This window comes from Streptomyces sp. NPDC003036 (assembly GCF_040611175.1).
Taxonomy (GTDB): Bacteria; Actinomycetota; Actinomycetes; order Streptomycetales; family Streptomycetaceae; genus Streptomyces.
Genome location: NZ_JBEXNO010000008.1, coordinates 162,815 through 178,791, shown reverse-complemented (window position 1 = coordinate 178,791; position 15,977 = coordinate 162,815). Strand labels below are relative to the sequence as shown.

19 protein-coding genes are annotated in these 15,977 nt (G+C 72.0%); 14 read left to right on the top strand and 5 right to left on the bottom strand.

The window, feature by feature from the left end; translation table 11 throughout:
• Positions 1 to 167: 167 nt before the first annotated feature.
• Entirely contained in the window at positions 168 to 395 is a 228-nt protein-coding gene (locus ABZX67_RS08700; RefSeq protein WP_355356324.1) for a hypothetical protein, read from the top strand.
• 142 nt (positions 396 to 537) lie between these two features.
• Positions 538 to 1,191, top strand: coding sequence for an HU family DNA-binding protein (locus ABZX67_RS08695; RefSeq protein ID WP_355356322.1), 654 nt, complete (start codon positions 538 to 540; stop codon positions 1,189 to 1,191).
• A 91-nt stretch (positions 1,192 to 1,282) separates the two neighbouring features.
• On the opposite strand, the gene ABZX67_RS08690 is transcribed toward ABZX67_RS08695, so the two are convergent.
• A complete protein-coding gene (locus ABZX67_RS08690) occupies positions 1,283 to 1,486 on the bottom strand; it encodes a hypothetical protein (protein ID WP_355356320.1) in 204 nt (67 codons plus the stop codon).
• 27 nt (positions 1,487 to 1,513) lie between these two features.
• Positions 1,514 to 2,212 (bottom strand): 2-phospho-L-lactate guanylyltransferase, encoded by a 699-nt coding sequence (gene cofC, locus ABZX67_RS08685; RefSeq protein ID WP_355356318.1) that lies wholly within the window; start codon positions 2,210 to 2,212, stop codon positions 1,514 to 1,516.
• 123 nt (positions 2,213 to 2,335) lie between these two features.
• On the opposite strand from cofC, the gene ABZX67_RS08680 reads away from it, so the two are divergent.
• From ABZX67_RS08680 to ABZX67_RS08670, 3 genes are all read left to right on the top strand, one after another.
• On the top strand, positions 2,336 to 3,088 hold the full coding sequence (locus ABZX67_RS08680) for a lysophospholipid acyltransferase family protein (protein ID WP_355356316.1): 753 nt from the start codon (positions 2,336 to 2,338) through the stop codon (positions 3,086 to 3,088).
• Positions 3,085 to 4,134 carry an NAD(P)H-dependent glycerol-3-phosphate dehydrogenase gene (locus tag ABZX67_RS08675; protein ID WP_355356314.1) on the top strand — a complete coding sequence of 350 codons (1,050 nt, stop codon included), beginning with the start codon at positions 3,085 to 3,087 and terminating at the stop codon, positions 4,132 to 4,134. The genes ABZX67_RS08680 and ABZX67_RS08675 overlap by 4 nt, the downstream gene beginning before the upstream one ends.
• A gap of 62 nt (positions 4,135 to 4,196) precedes the next feature.
• A complete protein-coding gene (locus ABZX67_RS08670) occupies positions 4,197 to 5,345 on the top strand; it encodes a D-alanine--D-alanine ligase family protein (protein WP_355356312.1) in 1,149 nt (382 codons plus the stop codon).
• 43 nt (positions 5,346 to 5,388) lie between these two features.
• On the opposite strand, the gene ABZX67_RS08665 is transcribed toward ABZX67_RS08670, so the two are convergent.
• Together ABZX67_RS08665 and ABZX67_RS08660 are read right to left on the bottom strand one after the other, a co-directional pair.
• Positions 5,389 to 5,913, bottom strand: coding sequence for a DUF3515 domain-containing protein (locus ABZX67_RS08665; RefSeq protein ID WP_355356310.1), 525 nt, complete (start codon positions 5,911 to 5,913; stop codon positions 5,389 to 5,391).
• Between the two features lie 23 nt (positions 5,914 to 5,936).
• On the bottom strand, positions 5,937 to 6,170 hold the full coding sequence (locus ABZX67_RS08660) for an Lrp/AsnC ligand binding domain-containing protein (RefSeq protein WP_355356308.1): 234 nt from the start codon (positions 6,168 to 6,170) through the stop codon (positions 5,937 to 5,939).
• A gap of 227 nt (positions 6,171 to 6,397) precedes the next feature.
• Between ABZX67_RS08660 and ABZX67_RS08655 the strand changes: the two genes are divergently transcribed.
• A complete protein-coding gene (locus tag ABZX67_RS08655; protein ID WP_355356306.1) occupies positions 6,398 to 7,360 on the top strand; it encodes a thiamine-phosphate kinase in 963 nt (320 codons plus the stop codon).
• The gene (gene thiD, locus ABZX67_RS08650; protein WP_355356304.1) at positions 7,357 to 8,169 is read left to right on the top strand and encodes a bifunctional hydroxymethylpyrimidine kinase/phosphomethylpyrimidine kinase; all 813 of its coding nucleotides are present in this window, start codon (positions 7,357 to 7,359) and stop codon (positions 8,167 to 8,169) included. The genes ABZX67_RS08655 and thiD overlap by 4 nt, the downstream gene beginning before the upstream one ends.
• 95 nt (positions 8,170 to 8,264) lie before the next feature.
• On the opposite strand, the gene rpmB is transcribed toward thiD, so the two are convergent.
• Positions 8,265 to 8,450: a 50S ribosomal protein L28 gene (rpmB, locus tag ABZX67_RS08645; RefSeq protein ID WP_064070327.1), complete on the bottom strand. Its 186-nt coding sequence runs from the start codon at positions 8,448 to 8,450 to the stop codon at positions 8,265 to 8,267.
• A 246-nt stretch (positions 8,451 to 8,696) separates the two neighbouring features.
• On the opposite strand from rpmB, the gene ABZX67_RS08640 reads away from it, so the two are divergent.
• From ABZX67_RS08640 to rpmF, 7 genes are all read left to right on the top strand, one after another.
• The gene (locus ABZX67_RS08640) at positions 8,697 to 10,349 is read left to right on the top strand and encodes a DAK2 domain-containing protein (protein ID WP_355356301.1); all 1,653 of its coding nucleotides are present in this window, start codon (positions 8,697 to 8,699) and stop codon (positions 10,347 to 10,349) included.
• A gap of 46 nt (positions 10,350 to 10,395) precedes the next feature.
• Positions 10,396 to 12,639 carry an ATP-dependent DNA helicase RecG gene (gene recG / locus ABZX67_RS08635; RefSeq protein WP_355356299.1) on the top strand — a complete coding sequence of 748 codons (2,244 nt, stop codon included), beginning with the start codon at positions 10,396 to 10,398 and terminating at the stop codon, positions 12,637 to 12,639.
• A 69-nt stretch (positions 12,640 to 12,708) separates the two neighbouring features.
• Positions 12,709 to 13,293 (top strand): 16S rRNA (guanine(966)-N(2))-methyltransferase RsmD, encoded by a 585-nt coding sequence (gene rsmD, locus ABZX67_RS08630; RefSeq protein ID WP_355356297.1) that lies wholly within the window; start codon positions 12,709 to 12,711, stop codon positions 13,291 to 13,293.
• Between the two features lie 26 nt (positions 13,294 to 13,319).
• Positions 13,320 to 13,799 (top strand): pantetheine-phosphate adenylyltransferase, encoded by a 480-nt coding sequence (gene coaD, locus ABZX67_RS08625; protein ID WP_355356295.1) that lies wholly within the window; start codon positions 13,320 to 13,322, stop codon positions 13,797 to 13,799.
• A gap of 99 nt (positions 13,800 to 13,898) precedes the next feature.
• Positions 13,899 to 14,990, top strand: a complete 1,092-nt coding sequence (locus ABZX67_RS08620; protein WP_355356293.1) for a cell division initiation protein — start codon at positions 13,899 to 13,901, stop codon at positions 14,988 to 14,990.
• A gap of 197 nt (positions 14,991 to 15,187) precedes the next feature.
• On the top strand, positions 15,188 to 15,793 hold the full coding sequence (locus ABZX67_RS08615) for a DUF177 domain-containing protein (RefSeq protein WP_355356291.1): 606 nt from the start codon (positions 15,188 to 15,190) through the stop codon (positions 15,791 to 15,793).
• A 2-nt stretch (positions 15,794 to 15,795) separates the two neighbouring features.
• Positions 15,796 to 15,969 (top strand): 50S ribosomal protein L32, encoded by a 174-nt coding sequence (gene rpmF, locus ABZX67_RS08610; protein ID WP_030496967.1) that lies wholly within the window; start codon positions 15,796 to 15,798, stop codon positions 15,967 to 15,969.
• The last annotated feature ends 8 nt before the right edge of the window (positions 15,970 to 15,977 follow it).

Sequence of the window (15,977 nt, the reverse complement as noted above, 5' to 3'; positions counted from 1 at the left end):
CCCTTCCGGAGCGGCACGGCGCGCCTCAACTCCCTTCGTACGAAGGGGGTTTGACGTCCGGATGGGGGGTACCCGAATGCCGTCCAGGCAAGCGGTGAAAGGCCGTTGGGGCGTGACAGTTACCCCCTACGGAGGCGACAACTCGCCCCAGATGGCACAATCGGTGCATGGAACGCGACAGCCAACTCCAGCTCTACGAGGCCGTCGCAACCCGACTGAAAGAAGCGCACACCCGCGTGCGCGCACTGCAAGTCCCGGAGGGCGTAAGGATGGCGCTGTCCCGGAAGCTGTTGGCCATCACGGCCGCGGCGAAGCACGATCTCGCAGGCGCCGCACAGCGCCTGGACCGGTTGATGAAGGACCTCGACGAGGGCCGATTCCCTGAAGGTGACTAACACTCCGAACTCCGCAGCCGCCTACTTCGTTGCGGCACTAGGGTGATTAGCCCGTTTCGTGTTTGATTTGCGGTATATATCTGCCTAACGTGCGAAAAAGCTTGAACACTTTCGTTCCGGCAATGTCTCCGAAGGGGAAGACGTGAACAAGGCGCAGCTCGTAGAAGCGATTGCCGACAAGATGGGCGGTCGCCAGCAGGCCGCCGATGCCGTCGACGCGGTGCTCGACGCGATCGTGCGTGCCGTGGTCGCCGGTGACCGTGTCTCGGTCACCGGCTTCGGCTCGTTCGAGAAGGTGGACCGTCCGGCCCGCTACGCCCGCAACCCGCAGACCGGTGAGCGCGTACGGGTCAAGAAGACCTCTGTTCCGCGCTTCCGCGCAGGTCAGGGCTTCAAGGACCTGGTGAGCGGCTCCAAGAAGCTGCCCAAGGGCGGCGAGGTGGCGGTCAAGAAGGCGCCCAAGGGCAGCCTTTCCGGCGCGCCGCCCACCATCTCCAAGGCCGTGGGCAAGAAGGCCGCCGCCAAGAAGACCACCACCGCCACGGCGAAGAAGACGGCGGCCGCCAAGAAGGCGACCCCGGCGAAGAAGACCACGGCCGCCGCGAAGAAGACCACCGCGAAGAAGGCCCCCGCCAAGAAGACCACCACGGCGGCGGCCAAGAAGGCGACGCCGGCGAAGACCACCGCCGCCAAGAAGACCGCGCCGGCGAAGAAGGCCACCGCTAAGAAGGCCCCCGCCAAGAAGACGACGGCCCGCAAGACCACCGCCAAGAAGACCACCACCGCGCGCAAGTAAGCGCCGCAGGCCCACCGGGCCCCTCACGCGCCGGGCCGGGCTCCCAGAAGGGGAGCCCGGCCCGCGGTGTGCCGTCGGTCGCGGGGTCGCGTCAGAACGTCTGCAGCGTGATCAGCGTGATGCGGAGGGACTCGCCCTCGCCCTCCGTCTCGATCCGCACCCGCTGCCCCGGACGCAGCAGCCGCAGGCCGCCGGCGTCGAAGGCCGGGGCGGCGAAGGGCACCGGCGTACCGTCGTCGAGGAGGACGCTGCCGCTGCGGGATTCGGGGTCGTACGTGTACGCGGTGGCCTGCATGGGCCGCAGCCTATCCGGCCGTCCGCGCTACGCGGGTTCGGGTTCGGGTTCACCGAGGGGCCGGAGTTCGGCGGTGTGCGGGCCCACGCCCAGTTCCAGGGCGGCCCGCAGGTCCGCGCCGGTGTCCACGTCCCGGCGTACGGACGCCACGCCGTCCGGCGGAATTTCCACCGCGCCCGACGACAAATGGCGGAGCCTGGACGCCCCGCCGAAAGCCGGGCGCAATTCCATTCCGGGGGCGGCCGACAGCAAAGTCGTGCCGATTTCGGCGGCATCCGCCAGAAATGCCCGCGGGAATTGGCCCGCCATTCCCAGGACCCGGTACAGCTCCGCCGGGCGCAGCGCCGGAAGATCCGCGTTCAGAGCCGCCACCGGAGCGCCGGGCCGCCGCGCGCGGGCCGCGTCCGCCCCGTACGCCAGCGCGGCGTTCAGGCCCCCTGCCGGGGCGTCCGGCACCACGGCGGCCCCCAGCGCGCTCAGCGCCCCCGCCGCCAGCGGGTCGTCCGTGACGACCACCACATCCCGCACCGCCGGACAGGACAGCGCCGCGGCCACCGTGTCCTGCGCGAACGCCAGCGCGAGCCGGGGCCTGAGCACGGGCCCGACGGCGCCGGCGAGCCTGCTCTTGGCCAGCGGGAGGGGTTTGAGCGGCACGACCAGGGACCAGGGGCCGGTCGGACCGGCCGGGCCTGCGGTGTTCGCGGGGAGCTCTCCGTCCTTGCGCATCGCGCCCATTGTCCACAGCCCGGACGGTCGCTGTCCGAGGCGGGGCGTACGGTGTTCTCGACAGACCAGGGGCCTGGGGCGACACTTGACCCCCGGCAAAGCAGCCCAGAGGAAGGTGTCCGAGTGTCCCGCCGCAGAATCGGCTTCTGGTACCGCCTGGCGGCGGTCATCGCAAAACCACCGTTGGTGGTTCTGTTCAAGCGGGACTGGCGGGGAATGGAGCACATTCCGGCCGAGGGCGGATTCATCACCGCGGTCAACCACAACTCCTATCTGGACCCGCTGTCGTACGCGCACTACCAGTACAACACCGGACGGGTTCCTCGTTTCCTCGCCAAGGTCGGCCTTTTCAAGGGCTCCTTCGTCGGCATGATGCTGCGCCGCACCGGGCAGATCCCCGTCTACCGCGAGACGACCAACGCCCTGGACGCCTTCCGCGCCGCCGTCGCCGCCATCGAGCGCGGCGAGTGCGTCGCCTTCTACCCCGAGGGCACCCTGACCCGCGACCCCGACATGTGGCCGATGGCCGGCAAGACCGGCGCGGCGCGCGTCGCCCTGCTGACCAAGGTGCCCGTCATCCCGGTCGCCCAGTGGGGCGCCAACTTGGCGATGCCGCCGTACGCCAAGGAGAACAAGCTCCGCCTCTTCCCGCGCAAGACGCTGATCGTGCAGGCCGGGCCGCCCGTCGACCTCACCCGGTTCTACGACAGGGAACCCACGCCCGAGGTGCTGCGCGAGGCGACCGAGGCCATCATGGCGGCGATCACCTCCCTGCTGGAGGAGGTCCGCGGGGAGAAGGCCCCCGCGCAGCCGTACGACCACCGCAAGGCCCGCCTGGAACAGCGGCGCAGGGCCGCAGGGGAGGAAGCGAAGTGACACACGCGGACAAGGGGCGCGACAAGGCGCCGGAGAAGACGCAGCCCGTCAAGGCGGCCGTCTTCGGAACCGGCTCCTGGGGCACGGCCTTCGGCATGGTCCTCGCCGACGCCGGCTGCGAGGTGACCCTCTGGGGCCGCCGCCAGGAGGTCGCCGACGCGATCAACGCCACCCGCACCAACCCGGACTACTTCCCGGGCGCCCGGCTCCCCGACTCCGTACGCGCCACCACCGACCCCGCCGAAGCCGCGCACGGCGCCGACTTCACGGTCCTCGCCATCCCCTCCCAGACCCTCCGCGGCAACCTCGCCGACTGGGCCCCCAAGCTGGCCCCCGGCACGGTCCTCGTCTCCCTGATGAAGGGCATCGAACTGGGCACCGCCAAGCGGATGAGCGAGGTCATCGAGGAGGTCGCCGACGTCTCCCCGGACCGGATCGCCGTGGTCACCGGCCCGAACCTCGCCAAGGAGATCGTCGCCCGCATGCCGGCCGCCGCCGTGGTCGCCTGCCGCGACGAAGCGGTCGCCCGGCGCCTCCAGGCCGCCTGCCACACCCCGTACTTCCGCCCGTACACCAACACCGACGTCATCGGCTGCGAGCTCGGCGGCGCCGTGAAGAACGTGATCGGGCTGGCCGTCGGCATCGCCGACGGCATGGGCCTGGGGGACAACGCCAAGGGCTCCCTCATCACCCGAGGCCTCGCCGAGACCACCCGCCTCGGCATGGCCATGGGCGCCGACCCGCTGACCTTCTCCGGCCTCGCCGGCCTCGGCGACCTCGTCGCCACCTGCTCCTCCTCCCTCTCCCGCAACCACACCTTCGGCTTCAACCTGGGCAAGGGCATGACCCTGGAGGAGACCATCGCGGTCACCAAGCAGACCGCCGAAGGCGTCAAGTCCTGTGAGTCGGTGCTCGATCTGGCCCGGCGCCACGGCGTCGACATGCCCATCACCGAGACCGTCGTCGGCATCGTCCACGAGGGCAAGCCCCCGATCGTCGCCCTCAAGGAGCTGATGTCGCGCGCCGCCAAGCCCGAGCGGCGCTGACCCGAACAGACGGCCACTCGGTCGCTGACGCGAGGGGTGGGAGCAGGTACGCTCATCGCGATATGAGCAGCGAGAACCTCCCCACCAGCCCCGGGCGCAAGCCGCGCGTGGCCGTCGTCTTCGGCGGCCGCAGCTCCGAGCACGCCATCTCCGTCGTCACCGCCGGCGCCATCCTGCGCGCCATCGACCGGAGCAAGTACGACGTGCTGCCCATCGGCATCACCACCGACGGCCGCTGGGCGCTGACCGCGGACGAGCCGGAGCGGATGGCCATCGCCGACCGCGCGCTGCCGAGCGTCGCCGACCTCACCGACTCGGCCGAGGGCACGGTCGTCCTCCCCGTCGACCCCGGCACCCGCGAGGTCGTCTACAGCGAGCCGGGCGCCGTGCCCAAGGCGCTCGGCGACGTCGACGTGGTCTTCCCCATGCTCCACGGCCCGTACGGCGAGGACGGCACCCTCCAGGGCATGCTGGAGCTCTCCGGAGTGCCGTACGTCGGCGCCGGTGTGCTCGCCTCGGCCGTCGGCCAGGACAAGGAGTACATGAAGCGGGTGTTCCAGTCGTACGGGCTGCCCGTCGGCCCGTACGAGGTGATCCGCCCCCGCGAGTGGGCGCAGGACCCCGCCGCCGCCCGCACGAGGATCCTCGACTTCGCCGCCGAGCACGGCTGGCCGCTGTTCGTGAAGCCCGCCCGGGCCGGCTCCTCCTTCGGCATCACCAAGGTCGACGACCCCTCCCGGCTCGACGAGGCCATCGAGGAGGCACGGCGCCACGACCCCAAGATCCTCGTGGAGGCGCTGCTCACCGGCCGCGAGATCGAGTGCGGCGTGCTGGAGTTCGAGGACGGCCCGCGCGCCAGCGTGCCCGCCTGGATCCCGCCGGTCACCGACCACGAGTTCTACGACTTCGAGGCCAAGTACATCGACTCGGCCTCGGGCGTGGTGCCCGCCCCGATCACCCCGGAGCAGACCGCCGAGGTCCAGCGGCTCGCGATCGCCGCGTTCGAGGCGGTCTCCTGCGAGGGCCTGGTCCGCGCGGACTTCTTCCTCACCGACGACGGCGAGTTCGTCATCAACGAGATCAACACGATGCCCGGTTTCACGCCGATCTCGATGTACCCGCGCATGTGGGAGGCGAGCGGCGTGAGCTACCAGGAGCTGATCGACCGGCTGATCCAGGCCGCGCTGAGCCGCTCGACCGGCCTGCGCTAGGCAGCCGCCCCTGCAGGGCCCGCCGGATCGCTCGCCGGGCCCCTCACAGGCTCGGCGGGACGGCCTTCTTCACCGGCCCGGCGAACGCCGCCAGCGGGCTGGCGTCGTGCGCGTACCGCTCGTCCAGCGACACCTCCACGTACGCCTGGCGATACGTGGAGGTGAAGCGCGGCCCGGTGCCCTCGCGCGGCTCCAGCAGCCAGTTCACGCCGTCCGCCTCCACGCCTTTGGCCTGGGGGTCGCTCATCCTGTCGGGCCGCGGGACACCGCAGCGCAGTACGATCGCCCCGTCCCCCCATCCGGCGGTCAGCTCCGAATCCGGCTCCGGATCGCTCCGGTCCAGACCGGCGACGGTCGCGGGCAGCTCCTTGTCCAGCGCCCGGCAGACGGCCGCCTCCTCCGCCGTCGGGCGGGGAACCGCGACCGACGGCCCGGCGTCGTCGCCGAAGGCGGAACAGCCCGCGGCGGCCAGCAGGACGGCGGCCGTGGCGACGGCCGCGACGGCGGTGCGGACGGCGGTGCGGACGGCGGTGGCGGAGGGGGAGGGCAAGGACCGGTGGCAGGACATCACCGGCCAAGGGTAGACGGGGGCTAGAGATGCACGACCGGACAGGTCAGAGTGCGGGTGATGCCTTCGACTTGCTGGACCTTCGCGACCACCATGCGGCCGAGCTCGTCGACCGTGTCGGCCTGGGCGCGCACGATCACGTCGTACGGCCCCGTGACGTCCTCGGCCTGGATCACCCCCGGGATCTTGGAGATGGTCTCGGCGACGGCCGACGCCTTGCCCACCTCGGTCTGAATAAGGATGTACGCCTGAACCACGGAACCTCCAGGGCGGCCACGAGGATCTTGTGGAAAGAGAAAGGGACGCCACGGTACCGCGTCGCCGCGGGCCGCGGGGAGACCTGCGCGGCCGGTGGCGTGCACGGTCGGCGTACAGGCACGGAACAGTTGACGGTCTACTTGACCTACGTGACGGTACCGAGAGCGATGACGGGCCGCGACCCGTCGCACGGTGCGTCCGCGACGACATGGAGAGGTGAACCTCGGTGAAGGGCACTGTCGGAGAGCTCGGCGAGTTCGGGCTCATCAGGGAGCTCACCTCCCGGCTCACCTCCACCCCGGCGGTACGGGTCGGGCCGGGCGACGACGCCGCGGTCGTGGCCGCGCCCGACCGGCGCGTGGTGGCCAGCACGGACATCCTGCTGGAGGGACGGCACTTCCGCCGCGACTGGTCCACCGCCTACGACGTCGGCCGCAAGGCCGCCGCGCAGAACCTCGCGGACATCGCCGCCATGGGCGCCGTACCGACCGCGCTGCTGCTCGGTCTGGTCGTGCCCGCCGAACTCCCGGTGACCTGGCCCACCGAGCTCATGGACGGCCTGCGCGACGAGTGCCAGGTCGCGGGCGCGGCCGTGGTCGGCGGCGACGTCGTACGCGGCGACACCATCACCGTCTCCATCACCGCCCTCGGCGACCTGCGCAACCACGAGCCGGTCACCCGCGGCGGCGCGCAGCCCGGCGACGTCGTCGCGTACACCGGCTGGCTCGGCTGGTCGGCGGCCGGTTACGCGGTCCTCTCGCGCGGCTTCCGCTCCCCGCGCGCCTTCGTCGAGGCGCACCGGCGCCCCGAACCGCCCTACCACGCGGGCCCCGCGGCGGCCGGGCTCGGAGCGACCGCCATGTGCGACGTCAGCGACGGGCTGATCGCCGACCTCGGCCACATCGCCGAGGCCAGCAAGGTGCGGATCGACCTGCGCTCCGGGCTCATCGACATCCCGACCCAGATGAACGACATCGGCCAGGCCGTCGGCGTCGACCCCATGCAGTGGGTCCTCACCGGAGGTGAGGACCACGCGATCGTCGCCACCTTCCCGCCGGACGTGAAGCTGCCCGCGCGCTGGAAGGTGATCGGCGAGGTGCTCAACCCCTCCGCGCTGCCCCAGGTGACCGTCGACGGCGCGCCCTGGCACACCCAGGGCGGCTGGGACCACTTCGGGGAGGGCGAGTGACCTCCCGGGGCCACCGCGCGCTCCCGAACGTCCTGACCGTCGCCGGATCCGACTCCGGCGGCGGCGCCGGCATCCAGGCCGACCTGAAGACCATGCTGGCGCTGGGCGTGCACGGCATGAGCGTGATCACCGCCGTCACCGCGCAGAACTCCCTGGGCGTGCAGGGCGCCTGGGAGCTGCCCGTGGAGGCGGTACGCGCCCAGTACCGCAGCGTCGTGGACGACATCGGCGTCCAGGCCGTGAAGACCGGCATGCTGGCGTCCGCGCCCCTGGTGGAGGCGGTGGCGGAGCTGCTGGCCGGGACGGACGCGCCCGTGGTCGTCGACCCTGTGGGGGTCTCCAAGCACGGGGACTCCCTGCTGGCGGCCTCCGCGCTCGATTCCGTACGCACCAAGCTGCTGCCCGTCGCGACGGTGGCGACACCGAACCTGGACGAGGTCGCCCAGCTCACCGGCGTGACCGTCAAGGGCGAGGACGATCTGCGGCGGGCCGCCGCGGCGGTGCTGAAGTACGGGCCGCGCTGGGCGCTGATCAAGGGCGGGCATCTGCCCGGAGCCGACGCCGACGCCGTGGACCTGCTCACCGACGGCTCCGAGGAGCACTGGCTGCGCGCGCCCCGGTACGACAACCGGCACACCCACGGGACGGGCTGCACGCTCGCCTCGGCGGTGGCGGCGGGCCTGGGCAAGGGCCTCGCGGTGCCCGAGGCCGTACGGGCCGCGAAGGAGTACGTGACCGGGGCCATCGCCGCCGGTTTCGCGCTGGGCGGTGGGATCGGCCCGGTCGACCACGGGTGGCGCTCGCGCTGACTACCGCGCGGGTACGGCAAAAAGCCGGTCCACCGAGGTGGACCGGCTTTTCAAGGCAACCGCAGAGGCTGCGCTACGACGACACGTCGCCGGTATTAGCGCGAGACCTTGCCGGCCTTGATGCACGAGGTGCAGGCGTTGAGCCGCTTCGGCGTCCCACTGACCACGGCACGCACGCGCTGGATGTTCGGGTTCCAGCGACGGGACGTACGGCGGTGCGAGTGCGAGATGTTGTTGCCGAAGCCCGGCCCCTTGCCGCAGACGTCGCAGTTGGCAGCCACGGGTCACTCCAAAGACTTCAGATGCACTTACAGTGAAATCCGGCGAGCCGGAATCAGATCGAGTGACTGAAGTGGCGTTGCCGGGGGAACGGCCCGATTTTCATCGGGCAACCGGAGCAGCATACAACGGCTGCTTCGGTACAACGAAACTACCACGGCCCGCCCGGCCCCCGCGTGGGGCCCCGGGGCCGGACGGGGTCTACCCTGCGGTGCAGCCCCAGGCCGCAGCCAAGGAGGACCGCCCCGGTGCCGCAGACCCTCGACTCCACCGTGGTCCGTACCTGGTGCTCACTGGCGCTTCAGGCGCTCGGCCGGGAGCGCGAGGAGATCGACGCGATCAACGTCTATCCCGTGGCGGACGGGGACACCGGCACGAATCTCTACCTCACCGTCGAATCCGCCTCCCAGGCCGTGGACGCCGTCTTCACCGCGATCGCCGCGCCCGACTTCGGCGACGCCGTACGGGCCATGGCACACGGCGCGCTCATCGGGGCGCGCGGCAACTCCGGAACGATCCTGGCGCAGCTGCTGCGCGGCATGAGCGAGGTGCTGGCCGAGGGTCGTGACGGAGATCACCTGGCGCGGGCGCTGCGCCGGGCGGCCGCCTCCGCGCGGCAGGCCGTGGCCCACCCGGTCGAGGGCACCATCCTGAGCGTGGCCTCCGCGGCGGCGGACTCCACCCTTCCGGACGGCGCGGACGGCCAGGACGGCGCGGACGCCCCGGATGGCTTGGACGCCCCGGATGGCGCCGACGTGGTGGCGGTGGCGCGCGCCGCGTACGAAGGGGCGCGCACGGCGCTGGAGCGCACGCCCGCGCAGCTCGCCGTCCTGGAGCGCGCCGGCGTCGTCGACGCGGGCGGGCGCGGGCTGGTCGCGGTGCTCGGAGCGCTGGTCGAGGCGGTGTCGGGGCAGCCGGTGCCGGGGCGGACGCCCACGCGGTCCGCACGCGGCCCCCGGGCGGCCGTGGTGCCGGACCCGGAGCCCTGCGCGGCGGGCGGCCCCGCCTTCGAGGTCATCTATCTCCTGGAAGCGGACGACGCGGCCGTGGCGCGGCTGCGCGACCGGCTGGACGCGCTCGGCGACTCCCTCGTCGTGGTCGGCGGCGACGGCCTGTGGAACGTCCACGTCCACGTCGACGACGCGGGCGCGGCCGTGGAGGCCGGCGTCGAGGCGGGACGCCCGTACCGGATCCGGATCACCCACTTCGGTGCGCAGGCCACGCAGGCACCCGAGCGCGCGGGACGCGCCGTCGTCGCCGTCCTGCCCGGCGAGGGCCTCGCGGCGCTCTGCGCCGAGGCGGGCGCGACGACCGTACTGGCCCGGCCCGGGGAGCCGCCCGCCAGCGGGGAGCTCCTCGACGCCATCCGCCGGGCCCACGCGCGCGAGGTGGTCCTCCTGCCCAACGACGCGGAGCTCCGGCACACCGCCGCGGCCGCCGCCGAACAGGCCCGCGCGCAGGGCATCCGGGTCGCGCTCGTCCCCACCCGCGCCGCCGTCCAGGGCATCGCCGCCCTCGCCGTCCACGAACCGGACCGCCGCTTCGACGAGGACGTCGTCGCGATGACCGCCGCCGCGGGCGCCACGCGCTACGGCGAACTGGCCGTCGCCGAGCACCAGTCGTTCACCTCGGCGGGCGTCTGCCAGGCCGGGGACGTCCTGGGCCTCATCGACGGCGACGTGGCCGTCATCGGCCACGACCTGGCCGCCACGGCCGAGACGGTCCTGGACCGCATGCTCTCGGGCGGCGGCGAACTGGTCACGCTGGTCGTCGCCGAGGACGCCCCGGACTCCCTCGCCGGCCGCCTGGAAGCCCACGTGCGCGAAACGCACCTGGCGGTCGACACGGTCACCTACTCCGGCGGTCCGCAGGCGCCGCTGCTGCTGATCGGCGTCGAATAGCGCGTCCGTCCACAGGTGTGCCCGCCTGTCAGTGGTGTGGTGTGCAATGGGAGACGTGTCAGCCCTCGACGAACCCCTGAAGAAGCAGCTCGGCGCCGCCACCGCCAAGGTGATGGCCGAGCACCTCGACCTGCACACCGTCGGCGACCTGCTGCACCACTACCCGCGGCGGTACGCCGAGCGCGGCGAGCTCACCACACTCGCCGACCTGCCGCTGGACGAGCACGTCACCGTGGTGGCCCGCGTGGCCGACGCGCGCCTGCTGACCTTCAACAGCGCCAAGGGGCGCGGCCAGCGGCTCGAAGTGACCATCACCGACGGCAGCGGCCGCCTCCAGCTGGTCTTCTTCGGCAAAGGCGTCCACAAACCCCACAAGGACCTGCTGCCCGGCACCCGCGCGATGTTCGCCGGCAAGGTCTCCGTCTTCAACCGCAAGACGCAGCTCGCCCACCCCGCGTACGAACTGCTGCGCGGCGAGGACGGCGAGACGGCCGTGGACAGCTGGGCCGGGGCCCTCATCCCGATCTACCCGGCCACCACGAAGCTGGAGTCCTGGAAGATCGCCAAGGCGGTCGACGCGGTGCTCCCCAGCGCGGCGGACGCCGTCGACCCGCTGCCGCCCCGGCTGCGCGAGGGCCGCGGGCTCACCGCCCTGCCGGACGCCCTGCGCAAGATCCACCGGCCGCGCACCAAGGCGGACGTCGCCGAGGCCCGCGACCGGCTCAAGTGGGACGAGGCGTTCGTCCTCCAGGTCGCCCTCGCCCGCCGCCGGTACGCCGACACCCAACTGCCCGCCGTGGCCCGCAAGGCGGCGCCCGGCGGCCTCCTGGACGCCTTCGACGCCCGGCTGCCGTTCACCCTCACCGAGGGCCAGGAGAAGGTCTCCCGCGAGATCTTCGACGACCTGGCCACCGAGCACCCCATGCACCGCCTCCTCCAGGGAGAGGTCGGCTCGGGCAAGACGATGGTCGCCCTGCGCGCCATGCTCGCCGTTGTCGACGCGGGCGGCCAGGCGGCCATGCTGGCCCCCACCGAGGTCCTCGCCCAGCAGCACCACCGGTCGATCACGGAGATGATGGGCGACCTCGCCGAAAATTGGGGGCTGTGGCGCGAAGCGCCTCCGCAGAAGGGTGGTGGCGGGCGACGGGCGGGCATGCTGGGCGGCTCGGACCAGGGCACCAAGGTCGTGCTGCTCACCGGCTCCATGGGCGCCGCGGCCCGCCGCCAGGCGCTGCTGGACCTGGTCACCGGCGAGGCGGGCATCGTCATCGGCACCCACGCGCTGATCGAGGACAAGGTCCAGTTCCACGACCTGGGCCTGGTCGTCGTCGACGAGCAGCACCGCTTCGGCGTCGAACAGCGCGACGCCCTGCGGGGGAAGGGCAAGCAGCCCCCGCACCTGCTGGTCATGACCGCCACGCCCATCCCGCGCACGGTCGCGATGACCGTCTTCGGCGACCTGGAGACCTCCGTCCTCGACCAGCTCCCGGCCGGCCGCTCGCCGATCGCCAGCCACGTCGTCCCGGCCGCCGACAAGCCGCACTTCCTCGCCCGCGCCTGGGAGCGGGTGCGCGAGGAGGTGGAGAACGGCCACCAGGCGTACGTCGTCTGCCCCCGGATCGGCGACGATGAGGATCAGCCGAAGAAGAAGTCCCCGGAGGACGACGCGGAGAAGCGCCCCCCGCTCGCCGTCCTGGAGGTCGCCGACCAGCTCGCCAAGGGCCCGCTCGCCGGACTGCGCGTCGAGGTCCTGCACGGCAGGATGGCGCCCGACGACAAGGACGCCGTCATGCGCCGCTTCGCCGCCGGCGAGGCCGACGTCCTGGTCGCCACCACCGTCATCGAGGTCGGCGTCAACGTCCCGAACGCCACCGCCATGGTCATCATGGACGCCGACCGCTTCGGCGTCTCCCAGCTCCACCAGCTGCGCGGCCGCGTCGGCCGAGGCTCCGCCCCCGGCCTGTGCCTCCTGGTCACCGACATGCCCGAGGCCAGCCCGGCCCGGCAGCGCCTCGCCGCCGTCGCCTCCACCCTCGACGGCTTCGAGCTCTCCCGCATCGACCTCGAACAGCGCCGCGAGGGCGACGTCCTCGGGCAGGCCCAGTCCGGCGCGCGCTCCAGCCTGCGCATGCTCGCCGTCATCGAGGACGAGGAGATCATCGCCGCCGCCCGCGAGGAGGCCGCCGCGGTCGTCGCCGCCGACCCGGACCTGGAGCATCTGCCGGAGCTGCGCACGGCGCTCGACGCGCTGGTCGACAAGGAGCGGGAGGAGTTCCTCGAGAAGGGCTGACCCGTGCGGATGCGGGCCGAGCCCATATCGTGGAGACACAGACCACCAGGGACGACGACAAGGACCGAGATGACCCGCGTGATCGCCGGCGTGGCCGGCGGACGCCGCCTGGCGGTGCCCCCGGGCCAGGGCACCCGCCCCACCTCCGACCGGGCGCGCGAGGGCCTCTTCTCCACGTGGGAGGCGCTCCTCGGCACGCTGGAGGGCATCCGGGTCGCCGACCTGTACGCCGGCTCCGGCGCCGTCGGCCTGGAGGCCCTCTCGCGCGGCGCGGCCCACGCCCTGCTCGTGGAGGCCGACGCCCGGGCCGCCCGCACCCTGCGGGAGAACGTCCGCGGCCTCGGCCTGCCCGGCGCCGAGACCCGCCACGGAAAAGCCGAACAGATCGTGACGGGACCGGCGCCGACACTGCCGTACGACGTGGTCTTCCTCGACCCGCCCTACGCCGTCGCCGACGACGATCTTGGGGAGATACTCCTCACACTCCGCGCGCAGGGCTGGCTCGCGGCCGATGCGCTCGTCACCGTGGAGCGCAGCACCAGAGGCGGGGAATTCCCCTGGCCGGACGGTTTCGAGCCGCTGCGGTCCCGTCGCTACGGCGAGGGAACGTTTTGGTACGGTCGCGCCGCCTCTCCGTGCGAAGACGCACGATGACCGGACCTGGGAGCGAGGGACTTCAGTTGCGCCGCGCAGTCTGTCCGGGGTCGTTCGACCCCATCACCAACGGACACCTCGACATCATCGCCCGCGCCTCCAAGCTGTACGACGTCGTGCACGTCGCGGTGATGATCAATCAGTCCAAGAAGGGGCTGTTCACCGTCGAGGAGCGGATGGACCTCATCCGCCAGGTGACGACCGAATACGGAAACGTCCAGGTCGAGTCCCACCACGGCCTCCTCGTCGACTTCTGCAAGGAACGCGACATCCCCGCGATCGTCAAGGGCCTGCGCGCGGTCAGCGACTTCGACTACGAGCTCCAGATGGCCCAGATGAACAACGGCCTCTCGGGCGTCGAGACCCTCTTCGTGCCGACCAACCCGACGTACAGCTTCCTCTCCTCCTCCCTGGTCAAGGAGGTCGCCGCCTGGGGCGGTGACGTCTCTCACCTCCTCCCCCCGGTGGTCCACGAGGCCCTCGTGCGGCGCCTGCGCGGGCAGTGAGCGACTGACGGCCCGTCACCCGCTGTCGGGTCGGCGCCGACTGGCCGTACAGTCGACCCGTCCGTCTCCAACCCGGCTGTAGAGAGTGGCGAGCACACGGTGGACGTGCAGAAGAAGCTCGACGAGATCGTCGAGACGGTCAGGAACGCCCGTTCCATGCCCATGTCGGCCTCCTGCGTGGTCAACCGCGCCGAGCTGCTCGCGATGCTCGAAGAGGTCCGCCAGGCCCTGCCTGGCTCCCTGGCCCAGGCCGAGGAGCTGATCGGCGGCCGCGAGCAGCTCGTCGAGCAGGCCCGCGCCGAGGCCGAGCGGATCATCGAGGCCGCCCACGCCGAGCGCGGCTCGCTGATCTCCGACACCCAGATCGCCCGGCAGTCCCAGGAGGAGGCCGACCGCATCCTCGCCGAGGCCCGCCGCGAGGCGGAGGAGATCCGCGCCGAGGCCGACGACTACGTCGACTCCAAGCTCGCCAACTTCGAGGTCGTCCTCACCAAAACCATCGGCTCCGTCGACCGCGGCCGCGAGAAGCTCCTCGGCCGCGGAGCCGCGACCGGCCCCGACGGCGAGGCGTACGGCGACGACGACGCCCCCGAGTACAGCGCCGACCCGCAGACCCTGATCCACCGCGCCGACGCGTACGTCGACGCCAAGCTCGGCGCCTTCGAGGTGGTCCTCTCCAAGACCCTGGAGGCCGTCGGGCGCGGCCGCCAGAAGCTGCACGGCCGGATCGCCACCGACGAGCTGGGCGCCCACATGGCGGCGCAGGACGCGGCCGGCTTCCCCCAGCAGCGGCACACCAGCGACGCGGACTACCTGGCCGGCCTGGCCGAGCTCGCCGACCCCGAGCCCGCCCGGCAGCAGCCCGTGGCGGCCTCCGCGCCGCACGTCCCGGCGGCCCCGGCCCTGACACCCGACCCGTACACGTACGTGCCCCAGAGCGCGCCCCAGGAGGCGTACGGTGGGGGTACCTCCCATGCCGGAGGCTATGGGGGACAGCAGCAGGACCCGTACGCCGGCTACCCGCAGCAGGTTGGCTACGATCAGGCGTACGCCGACCCGTACGCGTACGGCCAGCAGCCGCAGCCGGTGCCGGACGGCGGCCAGCAGGCGGCCGCGCTCGACGAGACCAGCTTCTTCGACACGAGCATGATCGATCTGGAGCAGCTGCGCCGGTACGAGCAAGGCCGCTGAGCGGCCCGCGGACCCGGAGCGGACTGCCCCGGATTGGGCTGTGAGCGAAGCGTCAAGTATCCTGGCTCTTCGGTCGCGAGTACATCCGCGATTCGGCGTGCCCGCACCGGCCTCGGCCGTGATGCCGGGCCGCCCCCAGACGATTTCCGAAAGCAGGAAGAGCCCTGAGTACGCGCCTCGACCACCGCAACCCCCTCGTGTTCGACACGCACGAGCTGGGGCGGCGTCCTGGTGCCCTCCAGCGGCTCTCCCGTTCGGTCCAGGCCCCCGCCGACCTCGGTATCGCCGACGTCATCGGCGTGCCCGAAGGCTCGCAGGTCGAGCTGGAGCTCCGCCTCGAGTCCGTCATGGAAGGTGTGCTCGTGACAGGCACCGCCCGTGCACGCGCCGAGGGGGAGTGCGTAAGGTGTCTGGAGCCGCTGCACCAGGATGTTGTGGCGGACTTCCAGGAGATGTTCTCGTACCCCGACACCGATGACCGGGGCCACCGCAAGGGGGCCGCGGACGACGATGCCGAGGACGACGAGGACATGACCCCCCTCGAGGACGGCATGTTCGACCTCGAGCCCGTGCTGCGTGACGCGGTGGTGCTCGCACTGCCGCTGCAGCCGGTGTGCCGGGAGGACTGTGCCGGTCTGTGCCCCGAATGCGGGGCCGGCCTGAACGACGACCCGGACCACCACCATGACGCCGTCGACATCCGTTGGGCGGCACTGCAGGGACTCGCCGATTCACTCGGGACCGGCGAGAAGGACAACATGAGCGGCGCCGAACCGGGCGTCGACGAGAAGCAGGAGAAGTAGCCGTGGCTGTTCCGAAGCGGAAGATGTCGCGCAGCAACACGCGCCACCGCCGGTCGCAGTGGAAGGCTGCGGTCCCCACCCTGGTTTCGTGTGAGCGTTGCCAGGAGCCGAAGCAGCAGCACATCGCGTGCCCCAGCTGCGGCACGTACAACAAGCGCCAGGTCCTCTCGGTCTGAGCGGGCTG